Origin of the sequence: Staphylococcus sp. HMSC14C01 (assembly GCF_001808085.1) — a bacterium.
GTDB lineage: Bacteria > Bacillota > Bacilli > Staphylococcales > Staphylococcaceae > Staphylococcus > Staphylococcus hominis.
The window spans coordinates 71,152-89,947 of the sequence record NZ_KV792048.1; the positions used below are offsets into that span (position 1 = coordinate 71,152).

At 33.4% G+C, this 18,796-nt stretch carries 26 protein-coding genes; all 26 read left to right on the forward strand.

Going from position 1 to position 18,796, the window contains the following annotated elements; translation table 11 throughout:
• The first annotated feature begins 1 nt into the window (after position 1).
• The 26 genes from HMPREF3131_RS08610 to HMPREF3131_RS08725 all read left to right on the forward strand — a co-directional run bounded on the left by HMPREF3131_RS08610 (position 2) and on the right by HMPREF3131_RS08725 (position 18,787).
• Positions 2-244 carry a hypothetical protein gene (locus HMPREF3131_RS08610; protein WP_037541360.1) on the forward strand — a complete coding sequence of 81 codons (243 nt, stop codon included), beginning with the start codon at positions 2-4 and terminating at the stop codon, positions 242-244.
• Positions 237-419 carry a hypothetical protein gene (locus tag HMPREF3131_RS11355; RefSeq protein WP_061544527.1) on the forward strand — a complete coding sequence of 61 codons (183 nt, stop codon included), beginning with the start codon at positions 237-239 and terminating at the stop codon, positions 417-419. The genes HMPREF3131_RS08610 and HMPREF3131_RS11355 overlap by 8 nt, the downstream gene beginning before the upstream one ends.
• Positions 420-731 carry a MazG-like family protein gene (locus HMPREF3131_RS08620; RefSeq protein WP_061544528.1) on the forward strand — a complete coding sequence of 104 codons (312 nt, stop codon included), beginning with the start codon at positions 420-422 and terminating at the stop codon, positions 729-731.
• 36 nt (positions 732-767) lie between these two features.
• Positions 768-971, forward strand: a complete 204-nt coding sequence (locus HMPREF3131_RS08625) for a hypothetical protein (protein WP_048680220.1) — start codon at positions 768-770, stop codon at positions 969-971.
• Between the two features lie 15 nt (positions 972-986).
• Positions 987-1,268, forward strand: a complete 282-nt coding sequence (locus tag HMPREF3131_RS08630; protein ID WP_061544529.1) for a DUF1381 domain-containing protein — start codon at positions 987-989, stop codon at positions 1,266-1,268.
• Entirely contained in the window at positions 1,261-1,434 is a 174-nt protein-coding gene (locus HMPREF3131_RS11210; RefSeq protein ID WP_256262201.1) for a hypothetical protein, read from the forward strand. The genes HMPREF3131_RS08630 and HMPREF3131_RS11210 overlap by 8 nt, the downstream gene beginning before the upstream one ends.
• A complete protein-coding gene (locus tag HMPREF3131_RS08635; protein ID WP_070436644.1) occupies positions 1,434-1,859 on the forward strand; it encodes a hypothetical protein in 426 nt (141 codons plus the stop codon). Before HMPREF3131_RS11210 ends, HMPREF3131_RS08635 begins: the two co-directional genes overlap by 1 nt.
• Positions 1,859-2,131, forward strand: coding sequence for a hypothetical protein (locus HMPREF3131_RS08640; protein ID WP_070436646.1), 273 nt, complete (start codon positions 1,859-1,861; stop codon positions 2,129-2,131). Before HMPREF3131_RS08635 ends, HMPREF3131_RS08640 begins: the two co-directional genes overlap by 1 nt.
• Positions 2,132-2,145: 14 nt before the next feature.
• On the forward strand, positions 2,146-2,334 hold the full coding sequence (locus HMPREF3131_RS08645; RefSeq protein WP_070436648.1) for a DUF1514 family protein: 189 nt from the start codon (positions 2,146-2,148) through the stop codon (positions 2,332-2,334).
• A gap of 13 nt (positions 2,335-2,347) precedes the next feature.
• The gene (locus HMPREF3131_RS08650; protein WP_049419963.1) at positions 2,348-2,797 is read left to right on the forward strand and encodes a hypothetical protein; all 450 of its coding nucleotides are present in this window, start codon (positions 2,348-2,350) and stop codon (positions 2,795-2,797) included.
• A gap of 296 nt (positions 2,798-3,093) precedes the next feature.
• Positions 3,094-3,354 carry an HNH endonuclease gene (locus HMPREF3131_RS11360; protein WP_176743909.1) on the forward strand — a complete coding sequence of 87 codons (261 nt, stop codon included), beginning with the start codon at positions 3,094-3,096 and terminating at the stop codon, positions 3,352-3,354.
• Positions 3,355-3,497: 143 nt separating this feature from the next.
• Positions 3,498-3,965, forward strand: coding sequence for a phage terminase small subunit P27 family (locus tag HMPREF3131_RS08660; protein ID WP_070436653.1), 468 nt, complete (start codon positions 3,498-3,500; stop codon positions 3,963-3,965).
• Positions 3,955-5,664, forward strand: a complete 1,710-nt coding sequence (locus HMPREF3131_RS08665; RefSeq protein WP_070436655.1) for a terminase large subunit — start codon at positions 3,955-3,957, stop codon at positions 5,662-5,664. The genes HMPREF3131_RS08660 and HMPREF3131_RS08665 overlap by 11 nt, the downstream gene beginning before the upstream one ends.
• A gap of 11 nt (positions 5,665-5,675) precedes the next feature.
• A complete protein-coding gene (locus HMPREF3131_RS08670) occupies positions 5,676-5,873 on the forward strand; it encodes a hypothetical protein (RefSeq protein WP_049417276.1) in 198 nt (65 codons plus the stop codon).
• A 15-nt stretch (positions 5,874-5,888) separates the two neighbouring features.
• The gene (locus tag HMPREF3131_RS08675; protein ID WP_070436657.1) at positions 5,889-7,127 is read left to right on the forward strand and encodes a phage portal protein; all 1,239 of its coding nucleotides are present in this window, start codon (positions 5,889-5,891) and stop codon (positions 7,125-7,127) included.
• On the forward strand, positions 7,102-7,686 hold the full coding sequence (locus HMPREF3131_RS08680; protein ID WP_070436659.1) for an HK97 family phage prohead protease: 585 nt from the start codon (positions 7,102-7,104) through the stop codon (positions 7,684-7,686). Before HMPREF3131_RS08675 ends, HMPREF3131_RS08680 begins: the two co-directional genes overlap by 26 nt.
• A 93-nt stretch (positions 7,687-7,779) precedes the next feature.
• Positions 7,780-8,994 (forward strand): phage major capsid protein, encoded by a 1,215-nt coding sequence (locus HMPREF3131_RS08685; RefSeq protein WP_070436661.1) that lies wholly within the window; start codon positions 7,780-7,782, stop codon positions 8,992-8,994.
• A gap of 14 nt (positions 8,995-9,008) precedes the next feature.
• On the forward strand, positions 9,009-9,185 hold the full coding sequence (locus HMPREF3131_RS11365; RefSeq protein ID WP_176743910.1) for a hypothetical protein: 177 nt from the start codon (positions 9,009-9,011) through the stop codon (positions 9,183-9,185).
• Between the two features lie 8 nt (positions 9,186-9,193).
• Positions 9,194-9,517 (forward strand): head-tail connector protein, encoded by a 324-nt coding sequence (locus HMPREF3131_RS08690; protein ID WP_070436663.1) that lies wholly within the window; start codon positions 9,194-9,196, stop codon positions 9,515-9,517.
• Positions 9,487-9,810, forward strand: a complete 324-nt coding sequence (locus HMPREF3131_RS08695; RefSeq protein WP_070436665.1) for a phage head closure protein — start codon at positions 9,487-9,489, stop codon at positions 9,808-9,810. Before HMPREF3131_RS08690 ends, HMPREF3131_RS08695 begins: the two co-directional genes overlap by 31 nt.
• Positions 9,810-10,235 (forward strand): HK97-gp10 family putative phage morphogenesis protein, encoded by a 426-nt coding sequence (locus tag HMPREF3131_RS08700; protein ID WP_070436667.1) that lies wholly within the window; start codon positions 9,810-9,812, stop codon positions 10,233-10,235. The genes HMPREF3131_RS08695 and HMPREF3131_RS08700 overlap by 1 nt, the downstream gene beginning before the upstream one ends.
• Positions 10,225-10,623 (forward strand): hypothetical protein, encoded by a 399-nt coding sequence (locus HMPREF3131_RS08705; RefSeq protein ID WP_070436668.1) that lies wholly within the window; start codon positions 10,225-10,227, stop codon positions 10,621-10,623. Before HMPREF3131_RS08700 ends, HMPREF3131_RS08705 begins: the two co-directional genes overlap by 11 nt.
• A gap of 6 nt (positions 10,624-10,629) precedes the next feature.
• Positions 10,630-11,220 carry a major tail protein gene (locus tag HMPREF3131_RS08710; RefSeq protein ID WP_070436670.1) on the forward strand — a complete coding sequence of 197 codons (591 nt, stop codon included), beginning with the start codon at positions 10,630-10,632 and terminating at the stop codon, positions 11,218-11,220.
• Positions 11,221-11,290: 70 nt separating this feature from the next.
• The gene (gpG, locus tag HMPREF3131_RS08715; protein ID WP_070436672.1) at positions 11,291-11,824 is read left to right on the forward strand and encodes a phage tail assembly chaperone G; all 534 of its coding nucleotides are present in this window, start codon (positions 11,291-11,293) and stop codon (positions 11,822-11,824) included.
• Between the two features lie 203 nt (positions 11,825-12,027).
• Positions 12,028-17,283: a peptidoglycan DD-metalloendopeptidase family protein gene (locus tag HMPREF3131_RS08720; protein WP_070436673.1), complete on the forward strand. Its 5,256-nt coding sequence runs from the start codon at positions 12,028-12,030 to the stop codon at positions 17,281-17,283.
• A 10-nt stretch (positions 17,284-17,293) separates the two neighbouring features.
• Entirely contained in the window at positions 17,294-18,787 is a 1,494-nt protein-coding gene (locus HMPREF3131_RS08725) for a phage distal tail protein (RefSeq protein ID WP_070436675.1), read from the forward strand.
• Positions 18,788-18,796: the final 9 nt, after the last annotated feature.

Sequence of the window (18,796 nt, forward strand, 5' to 3'; positions counted from 1 at the left end):
AATGGCGGAAGTTAAGTTATCGCAGGCAAGTTATGATGAACTGTTAGAAGATATAGAAGAATTGAGATTACAGTCAGATACTTATTTTGAACTATGGCAAAATGCAAGATTAAAGGCAGAGGCGTTTGATGAGATAAAAGAGTTGGTTAATTGGTTTGAAGAAAATGACCGCTATGAATTTGAAGGGCAAGTAGGAAAAATAATAAAAATTATTAACGATTTGGAGCGTGGTAGTGATGAGTAATTATGAAAAGATGTGGATTAGTTTGAGAAGTAGTTTAAATACAAGAATTAGACAATATCAAAATGCTGATTGTGTTACGGGATTAGATGAAATTGCAGAAACAGAGCTAGATGCTTGGGAAGGTATCGTTCAAGAAATGGAAGGACTTGAAAGAAAATTCGAGGAGGAACAATAAATGACATTAGATCAATTAGTAGAACAAGTACAACAATGGAGTATTGATAAAGATTTACACAATGGTAATTCAGATAGACAAGCACTTAAATTCTACGAAGAAGCAGGCGAAGTTGCATCAGCATTATCTCGTGGGCAAATGGACGCATTAAAAGACGGTATAGGCGATACAGTCGTTACATTAATTATATTGGCACAACAACATGATATGACGTTACAGGAGTGTTTACAGTATGCATATGATGAGATTAAAGGAAGAAAAGGAAAGACAATCAATGGCACATTCGTCAAAGAAGCAGACCTTAAAGAGTAAGGATATATTAGAAAAAGTAAAAGAGGTGTTGAAAAAGTGAAAGACTTTGAACAACCGACAATAAAAATATTAAAAAGATTATTTAACGGTAAAGATGAAACTAATATTCATATATCTCATCTGAACCTAGTAGATTATGAAGTAATTGAAATGATAACTAATTATAAACTTTCAGAAACTCATACAAGAAACCAACATTTTAGAGATGTAGTGACTTTGAAATTTAAAAAGAAAGAGTAAAGAGGTGCTGGGGAAGTGAAACAATTCCTAATCAGAGAATTCACAGATAGCACAGGTTATGTGCATGTAAATGTAGAACAACCTAGAGAGAATGAACGTATGACGTTGGTAAAGGCAGAGGATAAGGAAGAAGCGAAAGAGAAATATAAGAAAATCACAGGATTAAGTGAATGTCCTAATTGCAAAATATTAGGTGGAAATCTAATGGCCAAAGATTATAACAGCCCAATCGAATATATGAGATGTAATCATTGTGGGCATAACTATCATAGATTAGGAGGTAAGTATGATGTTTAAACGCATATTAATTAATCTTATATTTGCAGAGTTATTATACCTACTTATTAAACCAATCATCATCAAGCTAGAAAGCGAAGATGATATTGATACTGCACCTAAGGACTTTGCTAGTGAGTGGGATCAATACGACTTGAACAGAATTAAAGCAGAGGTGAGTGAGTAGTGTTCGAAAGAATAAAAGAACCAACAGTATTTGCTAAACAAAAAGAAAAATGGGTTGTAGTTTTAGATGAACCTGAAAACAGAAAGTTATTTGAAGAAAAGTATTCGAACAATAATGACGAATGGAAAATTTACTATAAACCTCATGACGAGTTTTACAAAAGTTTAGAAATAGAAATGGAGAAAGCTGAACAAGAAGTACAAGCAGCAAGAGAAAAAGAAATCAAAAATCCAAGGATAAATGAAGATATTAAATGTATAAACAGTAAAGAAAGTTTGGTTGATTATTTATTAAAAGAATACTACCGCAGTTCCAAAATAATCATAGATGAATTCTCAACTGACGCCGAAGTATCAGAAGCAAAACTTAAAGCTAATTATAATGAGTTATTAAAACTTAAAGATAAATATATTGGAGGTAAGTAATGGATATTTTAGCATCATCAATCTTAACAGCTATAATCGTAATCGTTGCAATTATTATAACGAATAAAGAAAAGCATACAGGTTATTCAGAAACATATCATACCATGTATATCGACCATCAACATAAAATTATTCAATTAACGATTAAAGGTGAAATTGACCAAGACAAAAAAAGAACTATAGAACAGGATTTACAAGCTTATATAGATGACGGATACAAAGTTCTAGTGCTTGACGATACATTCACTTTGAGAATAGAAACAAATGAATAAGGGAGGTTATAGACATGTGGATAGCATTAACCATTATACTCGGCGTACTTCTACTCATTGCGATAGGTAACAACACAGTCTTACGTCAGGAGTTAGATGCACAGAGATATACAAATGTATATCTGTTTACTAAGTACGTAAGAGATTGCGACATAGAAGATGTGGAGTTTGAAATACAAAGAACGAAGAAACAGTTTAAGTAATGGAGGTAATCACTTGTACACACACGAACAAATAAGGGATATGATATATAGTTATCATTGGCGTAAGAACATACTTATAGATGAAGGGTACATTCAAGATAGTAATGGTACAGCGCAGTATGGTATTGAAGCAGCTATGCCAAAGCCACAAGGTAAGACAACAGATAAGGTACAAGCGATTGCTACTCGTAATTATGTGCTATCGAGAATACATGATGAACATATAGAAGTTGTGTCGTTTATAGATAAGTATGAACATAACATTAACAATGATATGAATTTAAATATTCTTTACTTATTCAAGAAAGGAAAGAAACCTAAAGATGTTCGAGAGATCATGAACATTGGAAGAACAAACTTAGATAGTCGAATTAATGAGATTGTAAATGTATATGTAAAACAACAAGATAAACACAATCAACAACTTCAACAACTTCAACAAGATAAGCAACATCAACACTAATTTTATATTTGAATAAATAAAACTTATAATTGAGTTGTGATAATAATATCTAACAATCAGAAAGAACATTCAACTTCATTGTTGTTTGTTCTTTTCTTTTTGTCTTGAAAGAAGTGAAAGTTATTCCGAAAAAGAAATGTAATAAGATTGGATGTAATCAATTAATTAACTTCAATCAATCATATTGTGAGGAACATTCCTATCTTGTTAATGAAGCTAGGAATAGCTATGCGCAAAGTAGGTATGCTAGGGAAAAGCCTATTGCCACCTTTTATAACAGCAAAGCATGGCGAGAAGTGAGACGTACAGCAGCTTTAAGAGATAACGAACTATGTCAGTATTGTTTAAATCAAGGAATTGTTAAAAGATATGAAGTTGTTGATCATTTCATTCCTATTAAGTATGACTATGAGAAACGATTGGATCTAGATAATCTTGTCGCAAGTTGTATTCGACACAATACGATAAAAGAACGAGATGAGAAATTGCTCAGACAAGGAAAAATCACCCTGCCAGATTTTAAAGGTAGATGGCAATTTGGACTTTCGAGAATATAAGTTCAAAAAGGGGTACGAGAAAAACACCGCCTAAGATTTGTATTTTCTTATATCGTTCGTCCACTTTTCTTTCAGTGAAAGTATCAATAAAATCTTGAAAATGTGGGAAAACGCATAAATTTTATAGAAATGAGGTGAAGTAAATGGGAAAAAGTCGAAAAACGTTAGACCAACGAAAAGGGAAATTGACAGTATTAGAACGAGAAAAACGTAAAGCATCTGAGGAAAAGGCCAACAGCTTACAAAAGATAGGTTTAGATCCTCCTTATTGGCTTGATGATAAAGCAAAAGAAGAATACAAGCGAATTGTTCCTTTACTTTCTGAATTGCCTATTGCTAGCCTCGATTTAGCGTTAGTATCAGCTTATTGTCAAGCATTTTCAGATTATGTCAATGCAACTATTCGAATGAATGAAGGAGATGCGATTATTGAAACTGAAAGAGGTACAAAACTCAATCAGAATCATGCAATTAAAAGAGATGCGTTAGCACAAATTAATTCTATCGCACCTAAGATTGGATTAAGTATTGATGCAAGATTGAAAATCTTTACACCTAAAGAAGATAAAAAAGAAACGGATGAATTTGAGGAAATGATAAATGGCAAATAATATAGATCAAGTAACTGAATATGCTAGAGAAGTTGTTAAAGGAAATGTATTAGCGAGCCAAAAGAATATTCAAGCGTGTAAGCGTCATTTAAAAGATTTAAACACAGATAATTTCAAATATAAGTTTGATGTGGAAGAATCAGAAAAAGTTATTAAGTTCTTAGAAATGTTGCCAGATCCTAAATCTGGAAAACCGATGAAGTTAGCAGGTTTCCAAAAATTTATTGCTGGTAGTTTAATGGGTTGGAAAGACCATTTAGGTAACAGACGTTTCACTAAAGGTTATATCTCAATGAGTCGTAAGAATGGGAAAACATTATTAATTAGTGGTTTGTCATTATATGAATTGTTAATAGGGAAAGAGCCTGCAAACGAAAGGCTGATAGGATTAAGCGCAAACTCAAGAGAACAAGCAAGTATAGCTTATGATATGACAATATCACAGGTGGAATCAGTCAGAATGAAGTCACCAAAGGTAAAACAACTCACTAAAATTACTGAAAGTAAAAAAGAAATCTCAAACCTACAAGACAAGAGTAAAATTAAAGCAGTTTCGAATGAAGCAAGTAACTTGGAAGGTTATCAATTTAGTTATGCTATTATTGATGAATTTCATGAAGCTAAAAATAGAAGAATGTACGAAACTTTAAGACGTGGCCAGGTTTTACTTAATAATCCTTCACTCATTATTATTTCTACAGCAGGTAATAACTTAAATAGTCCCATGTTTGAAGAATATGAATATGTAACTAAAGTGTTATCAAGAGAAGTTGTGAATGAGAATTATTTCATTTATGTAGCAGAACAAGATAGCGAAGATGAGGTGCATAAGCCAGAAACTTGGATTAAATCTAATCCGCTATTTGAATTAGATGATTTAAGAGCAGTATTACAGCGTAATTTGGAAGCTGAAGTTCAAGAAGGTATGGATAATCAAGGTCTACATGGAATACTAGTAAAAAACTTTAATATGTGGAGACAAGCTAGTAAAGATACTTATATTCCTTATAACGATTGGATTGAAGGTCATGTTGAGAAACCATTAGAAATTGATGGTAGAGATGTTTATATAGGTGTCGACTTATCAAGAAGCGAAGATTTAACCGCACTAAGTTTTATATATCCAACAGATGACAGAAAGTATTATGTTGATTCACATGTTTTTGTGGGTACTAAACATTCATTATATGAGAAATCTCAAGCTGATAAAATTGATTATATGAGATTGATTGACACTAATATGGCTACACTTACCCGTGCAGAGTCAGGAATTATAGATTATGAACAAGTGATAGATTATTTAATTGAATTTATTGAAGAACATAACTTAAATGTGAAAGCTATCGCTTATGATAGTTGGAGTGCTTCGGCATTTGTAACTAAGATGGAACATGAGACAGATTATTTGTTAGTTGAAGTACCCCAAAACTACAAGTATATGTCACCAGCATTAAAACAGTTTCGATTAGATGTGTTTGAGAACAAAATTAAACATCAAAATAACCCTAATTTAAACTTAGCGATTAACAACGCTATCGTTAAAACTGATAACAACAATAATATTTTGCTGGATAAACAAATGAACAGAAATAAAATAGATGCGTTGGTTGCATTAGTTACTGCTTATACATTAGCTATGAATTACGAATTCGAAAGTAGTTTGCAAGACTATATTTTATCTGATGACTTCGGATTTTAGGAGGAATATAAGTGAATACATTGAAAACATTAGGACAGTTCTTGATTAACAATCTTGTAGCTATCCTTTTTTTATTAGGATTAACATTACTGAATATATCAATATATTTAAAATTTGATTATATTATTGGATTATTAGCAACGGGAGTAACACTTATTGTGATTTCTTTAATTTATCAATTCGAGAAATCACAGCAACCAATTAAATAAAAGGAGGTGTGAACTGTGGGTATTTTCTTCGAAACTAGATCACTACCTGAAGAAAGCACTTTGACTGAAAAAGATTTAACTATTTTCCCTTATAACACAATTCCGTTAAATGAGATTTCATGGAAAGATTATGAAACTTTGATGAATAGTGATATATGGACTGCAGTTACTTTAATTTCACGTGATATTGCTAAATTAGATATCAAGGTATTGAAAAACGGAGTAGCAAGTGAAAGAGATAGATTAGAAATGTTGCTCAATAAAAAACCTAATCCCTATTACAATGGTTATATGCTTAAATTCATTACTATGTTAAACGCGTTACTCACTAAACACGGTTATATTAAAATCGAACGCAATCCACAAGGTGGAGTGAATGAACTTTATCATATAAAGACGAGTAGGTGTCATTTAAAAACAGATGATAAAGGTGAAAATTATTACGAAATAGACAATGATGGTGAATTGTTAGAAGTTCCTTTTTCAGATGTTATAGACATTAAACCTTTTTCTAGTGATGGATTAAATGGTTTATCTGTTATTGATGCTTTAAAAGAAGATATTAATGCACAACGTTTTGCTAAAAAGTTCTTTACTAATTTTTTCAATAATGGCGCTCAAGCTGGCTCATTGTTAAAAATGAAAGATGGTAAATTATCACCAGAAGCTAGAAATAAAATTAAAGAAGAATGGCAAAAAGCAAACAGTGGTGAAGATCAAGCAGGTAAAGTATTAGTTTTAGACTCCACTATGGAATATGAACAATTAGAGATTAGTACCGATGTATTGAAAGCTATCAATGAAAATGATTTAAGTACCAAAGCCATTGCTAAAGCTTTTCAAATTCCTTTATCGAAATTTGGAATTGAAATGAATAATACTTCATTGAAAGATGTAAACAATGATTATCTAATGAATTGTTTAGGAGGATACATGAAGATGTGGACCTCTGAATTAGATTTTAAGTTGGTTACTCAAAAAGAAATGTATAATAAGGAATTCATGTTTGATACAAGTGGCTTTAGAAAGATTGATTGGGATAGTTATGTAGAAACATTAAACAGTCAATTAAATAACGGTGGCATTTCTTTAGATGAGTATCGTAAAGAATTAGGTTTGATACCTTTACCTAAAGGCTTAGGACAAATACCAAGAGTAGATTTAAACCATGTTTCATTAGAATATGCTAATCAATTTCAACTTTCTCAGTTGAAGGGAGGTGGAAATGATGAACAAGGAATTCAGAACGAGTGATAATATTATCGCTAAAGATGATGAGAATATGATTGTTGAAGGTTATGCTCTGAAATTTAATAGAGAAAGTAATTTATTAGGAGAATTTGTAGAAGTTATTTCACCAGAAGCATTAAGAAATGCAGATTTATCTGATGTGAGATGTTTAATTGATCATAACTCCAGTTATGTTTTAGGTCGTACAGTAGCTGACACATTAAAACTTGAAGTAGATGATGTTGGTTTACGTTTCAGATGTGAACTACCTAATACATCGTATGCTAGAGACTTATATGAAAACATTAAATTAGGAAATATTAATCAATGTTCATTCGGTTTCACCATTGAAGAAGATGGAGATGAATTTGAACGACGTGAAGATGGCATATTTAAGCGTACAGTAAACAAAATCCGTTCTTTATTCGATGTGAGCATTGTTACTTATCCAGCTTACGAAGATACTGATGTAGCACCAGCTTTAAGAAGTATCAAAAATATTAAAGAGAATGAGCAAAAGCAAATTGAACAACGTAGATTAATGGAAAAAGCTAATGCAGCATTAAAAATGATGAATATTTAACTTGGCGAAGGTGAACGCCACAAATCATACACTCATAAAGCACATTCAATGAATGGTGCTTATTTTTTATGACTAAATTTAGGAGGTTCAATAATGAACAAAAAAACAATTTTATTAGGTTTACGTTCTGAAAGAAAAGATTTAGAAATCAGAGCGCAAGAAGCATATGATAACGAAAAGCCAAAAGAAGCAATTGATTTAGTGGAACAAATTAGAAAATTAGATGAACGAATCACTAAATTAGAAGATGAAATTAAAAAAGATGATGAACAAAATAAAGGAGATAATGATTCTACTTCGACATCTTCAACTAATGGAGAACAACGTAGTGTTTCACCTTTTGCACCTCGCGCAACAGAAGGTAGCAAATCTAAGGATAGCAAAGAAGTTCGTGACTTTAAGCGTTATATCGAAACACGAGCAGATATTCCAGGTGGTAGCTTAAAAACTGATTCTGGTTTTGTTGTTATCCCAGAAGAAATTGTAACTGACATTTTAAAGTTAAAAGAAGTTGAATTTAACTTAGATCAATATGTAACAGTGAAGAAAGTTAAAAACGGATCAGGTAAATTCCCAGTAGTACGTCAATCAAGTGTAGCAGCTTTACCAGTTGTTGAAGAACTAGCTGAAAACCCTGAATTAGCAGTTAAACCATTCTTCCAACTAGCGTATGATATTAAAACTCATCGTGGATATTTCAGAATTTCTCGTGAAGCTATTGAAGATTCACAAATTGATGTATTAGGAGAATTGAAACAATGGTTAGCACGTACAATTGCAGCAACTCGTAATGCAGCAATTATTGATTTAATTAAAAATGGTGGGTCTGGTGAAGAAGGAGAAAATACACGCATTCCTTCTGAAACTGTAACAGGAGCAACATCTAAAGAAATTGTAGATGGATTGAAAGACGCTATTAATAAACATGTTATCCCTAACTATGAACATAATGTAGCGATTGTCTCTCAAACAGCATTTAATACAATCGATAAATTGGCAGATAGAGAAGATAGATATTTATTACAACCAGACGTTAAAGAAGCGACTGCTCAACGTTTATTAGGTGGTAAAGTGGTAATTTTACCTGATGAAATGCTTGGAGAAAATGGTGCAAATACACTTATCTTTGGTAACTTGAAAGATGCTATCACTTTATTTGACCGTTCTCAATATCAAGCAGCATGGACTGACTATATGCACTTCGGTGAATGCTTAATGGTTGCAGTACGACAAGACGCACGCCTATTAGACCATAAAGCAGCAGTAGTAGTTGATTTACAAACTACAAATTCTGAACCTATCGCATAAAAGGAGGCTAAATAATGGCGAATTTTAAAGTTAAACGACAATATAACGATTTAGAGTTTAAGCGTGTACTTAAAAAGAACGAAGAAGTCGAAATGACGGTAAAACGTGCTGATATAGTAGAGAAAACATTGAGTGAAAAAGGATTTAAAGGTCCTTTCTTAGAACGTATTGATAATAAAGAGAAAAAGTAGGTGATTAAATGCTTACTTTGGAACTTGAAGAAGTTAAAAATCGTTTAAGAGTTGACCATGATTTTGATGATGATGAAATTCTAGGGTTGATACAAGCATCTGAACAAGAAATACAAGGTGCTGTAAGTGGTTATGGCAAAGCAAATGCCTTTTATAAAGGTAATGCACTTTATAACTTAGCTGTGATTAACCAAGTTGGCCACCACTACGAGAATAGATCAACTACAAGTCAATTCGCTAAGCACAATGTAGCACCTTCATCACTAGCACTTATTCAAAGTTTGAGAGGAGCGTATGCTTTATGGAAATCGGAAGGCTCAAACATAGAATAAAGATTTATGACCAAACTGAAACAGTCAATGATGAAGGTGTTTATGTAACAGATAAGAAGTTGATTGCCACTCCTTATTGCGAAGTGTCAAAAACCACAATAAAAGAATTTAGAGAAATGGGCCTAGAGGCAAGAAAAGGAACAATCGACTTTATTATCCGTTATAGACAAAAGGCTGATATACAGTCAGATATGATAGTTGAATTCAAAGGGAAAGATTACAAAATTAAATATATTGAAACAGACTTACAAGATTTAGAGCGTCAAATGTTGAAATGCGAGGTGGTAGAGTAATGGTTAAACAACGTTACGACAGTGACAAGGATATATCAGATAAAATTAGAAAATTAGTTATCAATAGTGAAAAGCAATCAAAACAGGCAGTAACAAAGGCTGCAAAACTCTACAAAGCTAACATTGAGGCTAATACACCAGTACACAAGCGACAAACTCATTCGACACATGCAGTAGAGGTATTAAAAATATCTAATTTTAGTCGTGATGAACTTAATCCAACTAAAACAGTTGGTTTTGATAAAGGTCGTAAACGTAAAGATGCTGGTTGGTATATCCACTTTCCCGATGTCGGTACTCGTCCCTCTAATCGTTCTATGGGACAACCACCACAACACTTTATGCGACGTTCATTAGAAATGAGTAAATCCCCAATTCTTGCAATATATAAAGAGGCAGTAAGGAACATGGTCGATGTCGACTAGACACCCTATCGTACGTATATACTCGTGGTTAAAAAGCGATAAAGAGTTAGAGAGATCACTCAATTCTAGTAAGCAACCTAAAATATTTAATTTTGAAATTCCCGAAAACTATCAAAAAGCAGAATACACACCTTTAATAAGAATTACAGAAATTTTATTACAAAACACAATATACAGAGATGGCGATAGTGAATACTATCGCTTTTTATTTGCAATTGAAACGTTTGGTAATGACATCAATACCACTTACACAGTAAGTGAGTATGTGAACGACATTATCAAACAACACAATGGCAGAGTGATAAGCCGAGACCTTTCGAAAGATAAGGAACTCGGCCTTTTTAATCAAATGAATGAATACGAAATAATTTTACCAGTAAAGGAGTAATTAATAATGGCAGATAAAAAAGTAGCAATTACATGTGAAGGTTTCAAAGCGCGTCGTCAAGCAGGTAATGGTTTTGAACTAGGTCTTTTAACAGACGTTCCAGGCTTACAAGAAATCGAATTAGAATTAGAACAAGGTAACGAACCAGTATATGCAGATGGAGTTAAAAAATTAAACTTATTCAGTGGTATTACTGGTGCAACAGTTACAGCAAACTTAATGGAATTAAACAAAGAAGAACGTGAACAGTTCTTAGGAGTAAAAGTTGACAAAGGTATGGAATTATACACTTCTGATTTAGTACCTCCATATTTATCAGTTTCATGGAAGTATCGTTGCAATGATGGTTCTTACATCTACTACGGGTTAACTCGTGGTAACTTCAATATTCCTAATACAAGTGCATCTACTATGGAAGATAGTCCAGAGCAACAAGACCAAGTAGAAATGGAAGGTTCATTCGTACAACGTGATAATGACAAATTAGTATTTGCACGTATTCATAGTGCAGATCCAGATTTCAACGAAGAAGATTTCTATAAAGCAATTCATGGTGACGACGCAGTGACGACTGCCGACAATACACCAGCTGCATAAATGATTTAAGGCGACTGTAATAAGTCGCCTATTTTTGTATACAAAAATAACTGATAAGGGAGTAGTTTGAATGGCTAAAGTAATTTTAAAAATTGATGGTAAAAACAAAACATTTGTTAAAGATAAATTGAATTTAGGTGCAGTTAAAGCACAAGCAGAGTTCGAGCAAAAATTACAAACAGGTTTTAGTACAATCGGCGAGTTACAAAACTTATACCGTAAACATCGTTCAATCTTAAACAAAATTGAAAAAGTAGAGAATAAATTAGCAGATGTAGAGACGGATGAAGAAGCAGAAAAATTATATCAAGAACTAGACGAGCTAGAAGCAACAGATGAGTATAAAGAGTTCTTAAATAAATCAGAAGAACTAAACGAGCAAATCAAAGAAGAAGGCAACGATGAAGAATTTGAAATTTATGACGAGTTCGCAAATTTATTAGTTAAAGTATTCGACAATCAATTCACGATTGATGAAGTGTTTGACGGTTTAGAAGTCGAAAACAGTTTGCCAGATACTTATAGCAAAATCTTCGCTAGTAATGACGCGGGAAAGTCAAAGAAAAAAGCGACTACAACAAAGACAAAACAGCAGACGAAATAGTCGAAGATATTTATCTGGTTTACCGTCATTTTATCGAAGATGCACAATACAAACCACATGAAGTTGACGCAATTGTTATGGAAGATTTCGATAAATACTTCAATACGAAAAAACGTAAACGTAAGGCTTCTAAAGTGGCTAAAGCAGGAGCATTAAGTCCTGAACAAATGATGGCATTAATTTAAAAATAAGGAGGTGGAATAATGGCAGATTTTAACTTAGGTGCAGAGGTTTCGATGGATGTCGACCCCATAAAAGCCTCCTCAAGAACATTAGAACGAGAACTAAAGAACATCAATAAATCTTTACGCTCTCAACGCTCAGAATTCAAGAAAAATGAGTTAAGCGCTGAACAATTAGCAAACAGAGAAAAAGATTTAGGTAAAGCAATCACAGCACAAGAGGGTTTACTTAAAAAACGACAAGATAGCTTGGAAGATGTTAGAAGTGAAATCAGTAAATCTAATGTGGTTACTGAAGAACAAAAAAGAAAGCTTAATAGTGCCTCAAGAGCAGTACAACAAGCAGAAAATCAACTTTCTACTTATAATCGTGAATTAAAAGAGACAGAATTAGCTTACAAGCAATTTAATCGTTCAAGTGACCAAGTAAAGAATAGCTTAGGTGAACTTAAAAACAGAGCAAAACTTAGTGAAATCGCTTTTAAACAAGGTACACGTTCAGTTGATAACTACAAAGATCACTTAACAGAAATGAACTATACTATCACTAAATCAAAAGCTAACATTAGCTTACTTAAACAAAATTTAAAAGAAGTTTCATTAGCACATGGTTCTACAAGTAGACAAGCCGACAAATTGCGTAACGATATTTTAAAAGAAAGTATCGCTATGCAAATTGCACAAGGTCGAGCAGATGAGCTTTCAGATGAATTAGATGAAGTTGCTAGGTCACAACGTAAAGTGAGATTAGCTACTACTCTAATGGGAGCAGGGTTTGCAGGTGCTAGAGGTAGTATGGATCGTATCGCTACTACATTAAGAAGTTTAGGCGAAATTACACAAGGTGTAGTCGGTGAAGTCATGGCTACACAATTTGCCAACTTAGTACCTATCATGGGTTCAGTCGTAAGTGCTGGTGCTGGTATTGGCGGTATGCTCACATCATTAGCTGGTGGTGCTATCGGTCTAGGTGGCGCATTTGGTATTGGTATGGGCGCTATTAATGTGTTTGCAGGTCAAGCAACATATGCACTTAAAAAACTAGAAGATGGCGAATTAGCACTAACTAATGAAACAAGACGTTATCAAAGTGTGTTAAGTAGTTTGAAAAACGAATGGGAAGGACTTATCGCTCAAAATCAAGCTAAAATTTTCAACACACTTAGTAATGGTATTAATATTGCTAGAACTTCTTTATCTAACCTCAATCCTTTCTTAACACGAACAGCAGGACAAATAGAAGGCATGAGTGGAAAGATGTTAAATTGGATTAAAACTTCAGCTAATGCAAAAACTGCTTTCAATATTCTAAATACACAAGGAACACAAGCGTTCGGCCATTTATTACAAGGTGCTTATCATTTTGTAGACGGTACGACTGCTGTATTTAACAAGTTAAGTCCATTATTCGTGTGGGCATCAAAAGGCTTTGAAAATATGGCTTTATCGTTCAGAAAATGGGCAAATAGTGTTGAAGGCTCTAAAGCGATAAACGGTTTTGTTGAATACACTAAAACTAACTTACCTATTGTTGGAAGAATATTCGGTAATGTATTTGCTGGTTTATTCAATCTATTCAGTGCATTTAGTGGACATTCTCACAACGTTTTACTAGGTATAGAAAGCGTAACGGAAGGTTTCAGGAAGTGGAGCGAAGAATTAAAACGTTCAGACGGTTTCAAACAGTTTGTTGAATACCTAGAAACGAATGGTCCTAAAGTATGGCAATTAATTAAAAACATCACTGGTGTACTTTGGGGGCTAGTGAAAGGTATGGCTCCCGTTGCGTCAGTCACATTGTCGGTAACTAATGCTATAACTGGTTGGCTATCGAGCATGATTAACACACATCCTATGATAGGTAAAATACTAGGTTCAACAGTAGCTCTAACAGGTGCTATCTTACTATTACTTAAACCAATATTCCTAGTTAAAGGTGCTTTAACTGGTATGAGAGGCGCTTTACTTGCTGTTACAGGTGCAGAGAAGTTATTAGGTGCGCAAGGCGCATTTGCAACGCTAGGAATGAAACGACAAGCTATACAAGCAAAAATAACAACTGCTGCAACTAAAGCATGGTCAGTCGTTACTAAAGCTGCTGCACTTGCGACTAGAGGTTTAGGTCTAGCACTAAGATTTATGACAGGTCCAATTGGCATTGCAATAACAGTTATTGGTGCTTTAACTACTGCCATTATTTACTTATGGAAGAATAATGAAACATTCCGTAACTTTGTAATAAAAGCGTGGAATTCTATCAAGAATACCGCGACTTCTGTATTTGGATTTTTAAAGGTTTTTATACCAGGTTCGTTTAAATTTATTAAAGATATGTCAATTAAGTTTTTAGTATCTTTAAAAAACGGATTTGTCACAATAGTAAAAAGTTTGGTTAATGCTGGAAAAAGAAATTTCAATATTTTGAAGGCATTTTTATCCGTTTTGTGGTCGTCTATCAAGAATAATACATTAAAAATTTGGCTGTTAATCAAAACTGGAGTATTAAATATAATTCGTGGTTTAACTAACGGAGCTAAAAAAATTATAGGCTCATTGAAAGTTTTTATAACTAAAACTTTTAATTTAATTAAAACGACATCATTAAGAATTTGGCTATCTATAAAGAACGGTACAGTTAACGCCATACGTTCAATGTATAACGGTATCAAGAAAATAATTACTAACTTGAAAAATTTCATGATTAGAAGTTGGCAATTTATTAAAAACAAAGTTGTTGCATTTGCTAAATCTTTAGCGAATGGAGTAAAGAAAAATTTCAGTAATTTATATAATTTTTCAAAAAATATATTTGGGAAATTGAAAAACTTTTTATCTAATGTTTGGAAAAACATCAGAAATAATACAGTTAAACTTGCAAAATCTTTATATAGTGGCGTAAGAAATACGTTTAGTAAATTATTTAATTTTACACGTTCTATTTTTAGCAAATTAAGAAATTGGATGTCGTCTATTTGGCGGAAAATCAGAAACTCAACTGTTGATTTTGCACGTAGTTTATATAACGGAGTAAAACGAAATTTCTCAAATTTATATAACGGAACAAGAAATATTTTTTCTAAAACGAAAAATTTCATGTCTAATACTTGGCGAAGTATCAAAAATAATACAGTAAATATGGCAAAAAGTTTGTGGAATAGTGTCCGTAAGGTGTTCAACAATATGTCTAACGGACTTAAAAATATTATTGGAAAAATCAAAGGTCATATTACTGGAATGGTAAATGCAGTAAAAAGTGGTTTGAATAAATTGATAGGTGGAGTGAACTGGGTAGCTGATAAAATTGGAATGAAAAAAATACCTACTTTCAAATTCCATACAGGTACAGAAAGTACACATACACAAAATTTAGTGACTAATGGTAAGTTAAACCAAAATACTTTAGCTACTGTTGGAGATAAAGGTAAGGGCAACGGTCCTGGAGGCTTTAGACACGAAACAATCATACCGCCTAAAGGTAAACCATTTATAACTCCAGCTAAAGATACGACTATGCCGTTATCTAAAGGTACTCGTATTTTAAATGGTGCGCAAACTCATGCTATGTTAAGTAACGGTATGACACCTATGTTTAATACTGGAACTATACCTCGTTTTGCTAGTGGTACTAAGAAAAAATTATTCCAAGCAGTAGGAGAAACTGCAGGAAAGTTTTTTAATAGTGCAAAAAAACTAAAACACAATGCTATGGATAGTATTGGCGATAAAACCAAACAAGCTAAAGAATGGGGAGGCGAAAAGCTTTCTCAAATTAAAGGTGCAGTAGGGAAAGGCACTAAATGGCTATCGGATAAAGTTGGAGACATAGCTGATTGGGTTGGTAAACCTGGCAAATTACTTAATAAAGTGCTTGAAGCGTTTGGAATAAATATGGACGCATTCGGAATTGCTAAAAGCGCAGAAATACCATACAACTTAATGAAAGCTATGTTTGGAAAATTAAAAGAAGCTGCTAAAAACTTGATTGATGGTTGGTTAGAAGATGAATTTAGTGGTGGTGGAGGATATAATCCATACACCAAATCACCATTCCATATGACAAGAGGATGGACACCTTCAGGACATGCAGGTATTGACTATGGTGCGCCGACAGGTACACCTATTCCTTCGCCGATAGGCGGTAAAGTAATTCAATCATGGTTCTCACCTAACCAGCCATCTGGCGGTAATGAAACTCAAATTTGGGACGGACAAAAATATACACATATTTTCATGCATCAATCTAAACGTAAAGTAAAAATTGGCGACAGAGTTCATCAAGGTCAAATCATCGGATTAGTAGGTAATACAGGTAACTCGTTCGGCTCCCATTTACATTGGCAAGTTAACAAAGGAAAAGGATATTTAAACAACCATCCAGATAGTGTAAACCCATTAACATGGGCTAAACAAGCAGCTAAAAGTGGTGGTGGCGTAAACAAAGCTGCAAGTGCTTGGAAACCAGATATTAGACGTGCAGCTAAAGCAATAGGAGTAAGAGTTTCAAATGCTGATGTGAATGATGTTGCTCGACTTATCCAAACAGAAAGTAGCGGTAATGCTGGAGTTACTCAACAAATTCATGATGTAAACAGCGGAGGGAACGAAGCGCAAGGTTTATTACAATATACACCAGGCTCATTTAACAGCTACGCAATTAGAGGACATAAAAATATTAAAAACGGTTATGACCAATTACTTGCTTTCTTCAATAACACAGATTGGCGTGCTAACTTATCTTACTGGAAACGTCGTATGGCTAGTGGCTTAACTGGTTGGGGTCCAACTGGTAGACGTAAAAAATACGCCACAGGAACAAACAATGCTCGTAAAGGTTACGCTACTGTGTTTGAAAAAGGTGGCGAAATCATGAACTTGCGAGGTGGCGAGCAAATCATACCTAATGATGTATCGATTGCTGCTATTGAACGTGTCATTAATAGTGATATCTTTAACCGTACTCAATCGGCAGTATACGAAGCAATCTCTCGCTTTGCAGATGGTATTAGAGAAGAAAAAGACAAACAACAACAAACAGAAATGCGTAGAAATTTAGAATATCAAGCGTTAAAAGAACAAAATGTTAAATTAACATCCTTAGTAGAGAAGATGGACGCAATCATTTCTACATTATTCAACTTAGAAGATAGTAATGAACGTATTGCAAACAAATCTAATGTGATTGATAGATATTCGTTAGGTGAAGAAGTAAATACAATCGTTGATAAAAGAGAACGTCATAAAAATAGAAAAGCTAGATTTAAACCTAGTGTGACTTAGGAGGGATATTTTGAGCGACGCTTTAATTATTAATGGTAAAAAAGTGGATGATATTTATATCGAAAGAGGGTTCAAAATACCCTCTTTTAATTATGCTTTAGAAGTTGAAGAAGTAGCAGGTAGAGTTGGGGGTGTATTAAAAGATAGAAAGATAGGTCCATTAGAATTTGAAATACCTTTGATAGTAAGGAATGACACTCACACAAACAGAAACGGTCAAAAAAATCATGATGATATCATAAATGATTTAGTAAAAAGAGTGGATAGTGATAAACCAATTAAATTGCAGTTCGAAAGCCAAAACTGGTATTGGAATGCTTATATCACTGGTCCTTTCGAATTAGATAAAGATGTAGGTATGCAAGCTGAACTCTCTCTAAAAGTTACATTACTTGATCCATACAAATACGCAGTCGAAGGCACTAAAAACACAGCTATTTCAGACCAAGTATCAGTCGTAAGTACAGGAACAGCAGACAGTCCTATTATTGTACAAGCAACAGCATTAAAGAATGCGAGTTATTTCTCTATCACGAAGAATGATGAAGATTATTTCATGATTGGTGATGATGATTTAGATAAAAAGGTCGAAGATTATACACCAACTTTATTTAATGATGAAATGCGTTCATTCTTTGGTTGGACTAAAGTAACCAATGGGTCTATTAATGACAATGTAACAGGTGGAACAGTTGGTGGTTCTATGGCTATGAGTTCTTCTAAAGACGCTTTTATGCTTAATGAAAGTTCGATTACATCTACAAGTGGATGGAACGGTGCAGAATATAAGCATTCATTCGGTAAAAGCACTCAAGATTTTAGTTCAACGATAAAAATTCATGTTAATCAAGGTAAAAAGGGCGCAACTCATGCGACACAGTATGTATATGACACAGATAATCGTGTCATTGCTTCAATAGGTTACAGCAACCCTAGAGCAACACAAAACATTGGAGTTATTTATGTAACACTCTTTGACCAAAACGGTAATCAGAAAGTGATATATAACTATACAAACACTCCAGAATTCTATACATGGAAACATATAGTGGTTTACATGCGTTTAAAACGTATCGGGGATAAATTTTACATCAAAACATGGAAATATGATGAAGTAGACTATCCTAAGCGAATTACACCCATAGATGTTCATGAAAAGGTGTTTATTGATAGTGGTAACTTCTATCAACGACCTATATCAGCAGTAAGTATCTATATTGCTAAGAATGGTAATAATTATCATATGCCAACAACGATATTAGGTAGTTATAATCATGAAATATTACCCAAACCACCTAAAGCAAGAGATTTAATTATTAAAAAAGGTGATTTAATCAACATCAATATGAAAGAAAAAACAGTAACAATTAATGAAGAGCCTGCGCTTGATTTAAAAACATTTGGTAGTGACTTCTTCAACATAAATAAAGGGATGAATGAATGTATGATTTATCCTGAAAACACATATGACACGACAGTGTATTGGCAAGACAGATTTTTATAGATTGGAGGT

Coding starts and splice junctions, on each gene's coding strand:
- HMPREF3131_RS08640 (WP_070436646.1), top strand. CDS start 1,859: ATGGATATTTTAGCATCATCAATCTTAACAGCTATAATCGTAATCGTT.
- HMPREF3131_RS08680 (WP_070436659.1), top strand. CDS start 7,102: ATGAACAAGGAATTCAGAACGAGTGATAATATTATCGCTAAAGATGAT.
- HMPREF3131_RS08690 (WP_070436663.1), top strand. CDS start 9,194: ATGCTTACTTTGGAACTTGAAGAAGTTAAAAATCGTTTAAGAGTTGAC.
- HMPREF3131_RS08620 (WP_061544528.1), top strand. CDS start 420: ATGACATTAGATCAATTAGTAGAACAAGTACAACAATGGAGTATTGAT.
- HMPREF3131_RS11365 (WP_176743910.1), top strand. CDS start 9,009: ATGGCGAATTTTAAAGTTAAACGACAATATAACGATTTAGAGTTTAAG.
- gpG (WP_070436672.1), top strand. CDS start 11,291: ATGGCTAAAGTAATTTTAAAAATTGATGGTAAAAACAAAACATTTGTT.
- HMPREF3131_RS08705 (WP_070436668.1), top strand. CDS start 10,225: ATGTCGACTAGACACCCTATCGTACGTATATACTCGTGGTTAAAAAGC.
- HMPREF3131_RS08645 (WP_070436648.1), top strand. CDS start 2,146: ATGTGGATAGCATTAACCATTATACTCGGCGTACTTCTACTCATTGCG.
- HMPREF3131_RS08695 (WP_070436665.1), top strand. CDS start 9,487: ATGGAAATCGGAAGGCTCAAACATAGAATAAAGATTTATGACCAAACT.
- HMPREF3131_RS08685 (WP_070436661.1), top strand. CDS start 7,780: ATGAACAAAAAAACAATTTTATTAGGTTTACGTTCTGAAAGAAAAGAT.
- HMPREF3131_RS08710 (WP_070436670.1), top strand. CDS start 10,630: ATGGCAGATAAAAAAGTAGCAATTACATGTGAAGGTTTCAAAGCGCGT.
- HMPREF3131_RS08610 (WP_037541360.1), top strand. CDS start 2: ATGGCGGAAGTTAAGTTATCGCAGGCAAGTTATGATGAACTGTTAGAA.
- HMPREF3131_RS08720 (WP_070436673.1), top strand. CDS start 12,028: ATGGCAGATTTTAACTTAGGTGCAGAGGTTTCGATGGATGTCGACCCC.
- HMPREF3131_RS08660 (WP_070436653.1), top strand. CDS start 3,498: ATGGGAAAAAGTCGAAAAACGTTAGACCAACGAAAAGGGAAATTGACA.
- HMPREF3131_RS11210 (WP_256262201.1), top strand. CDS start 1,261: ATGTTTAAACGCATATTAATTAATCTTATATTTGCAGAGTTATTATAC.
- HMPREF3131_RS11355 (WP_061544527.1), top strand. CDS start 237: ATGAGTAATTATGAAAAGATGTGGATTAGTTTGAGAAGTAGTTTAAAT.
- HMPREF3131_RS08700 (WP_070436667.1), top strand. CDS start 9,810: ATGGTTAAACAACGTTACGACAGTGACAAGGATATATCAGATAAAATT.
- HMPREF3131_RS08665 (WP_070436655.1), top strand. CDS start 3,955: ATGGCAAATAATATAGATCAAGTAACTGAATATGCTAGAGAAGTTGTT.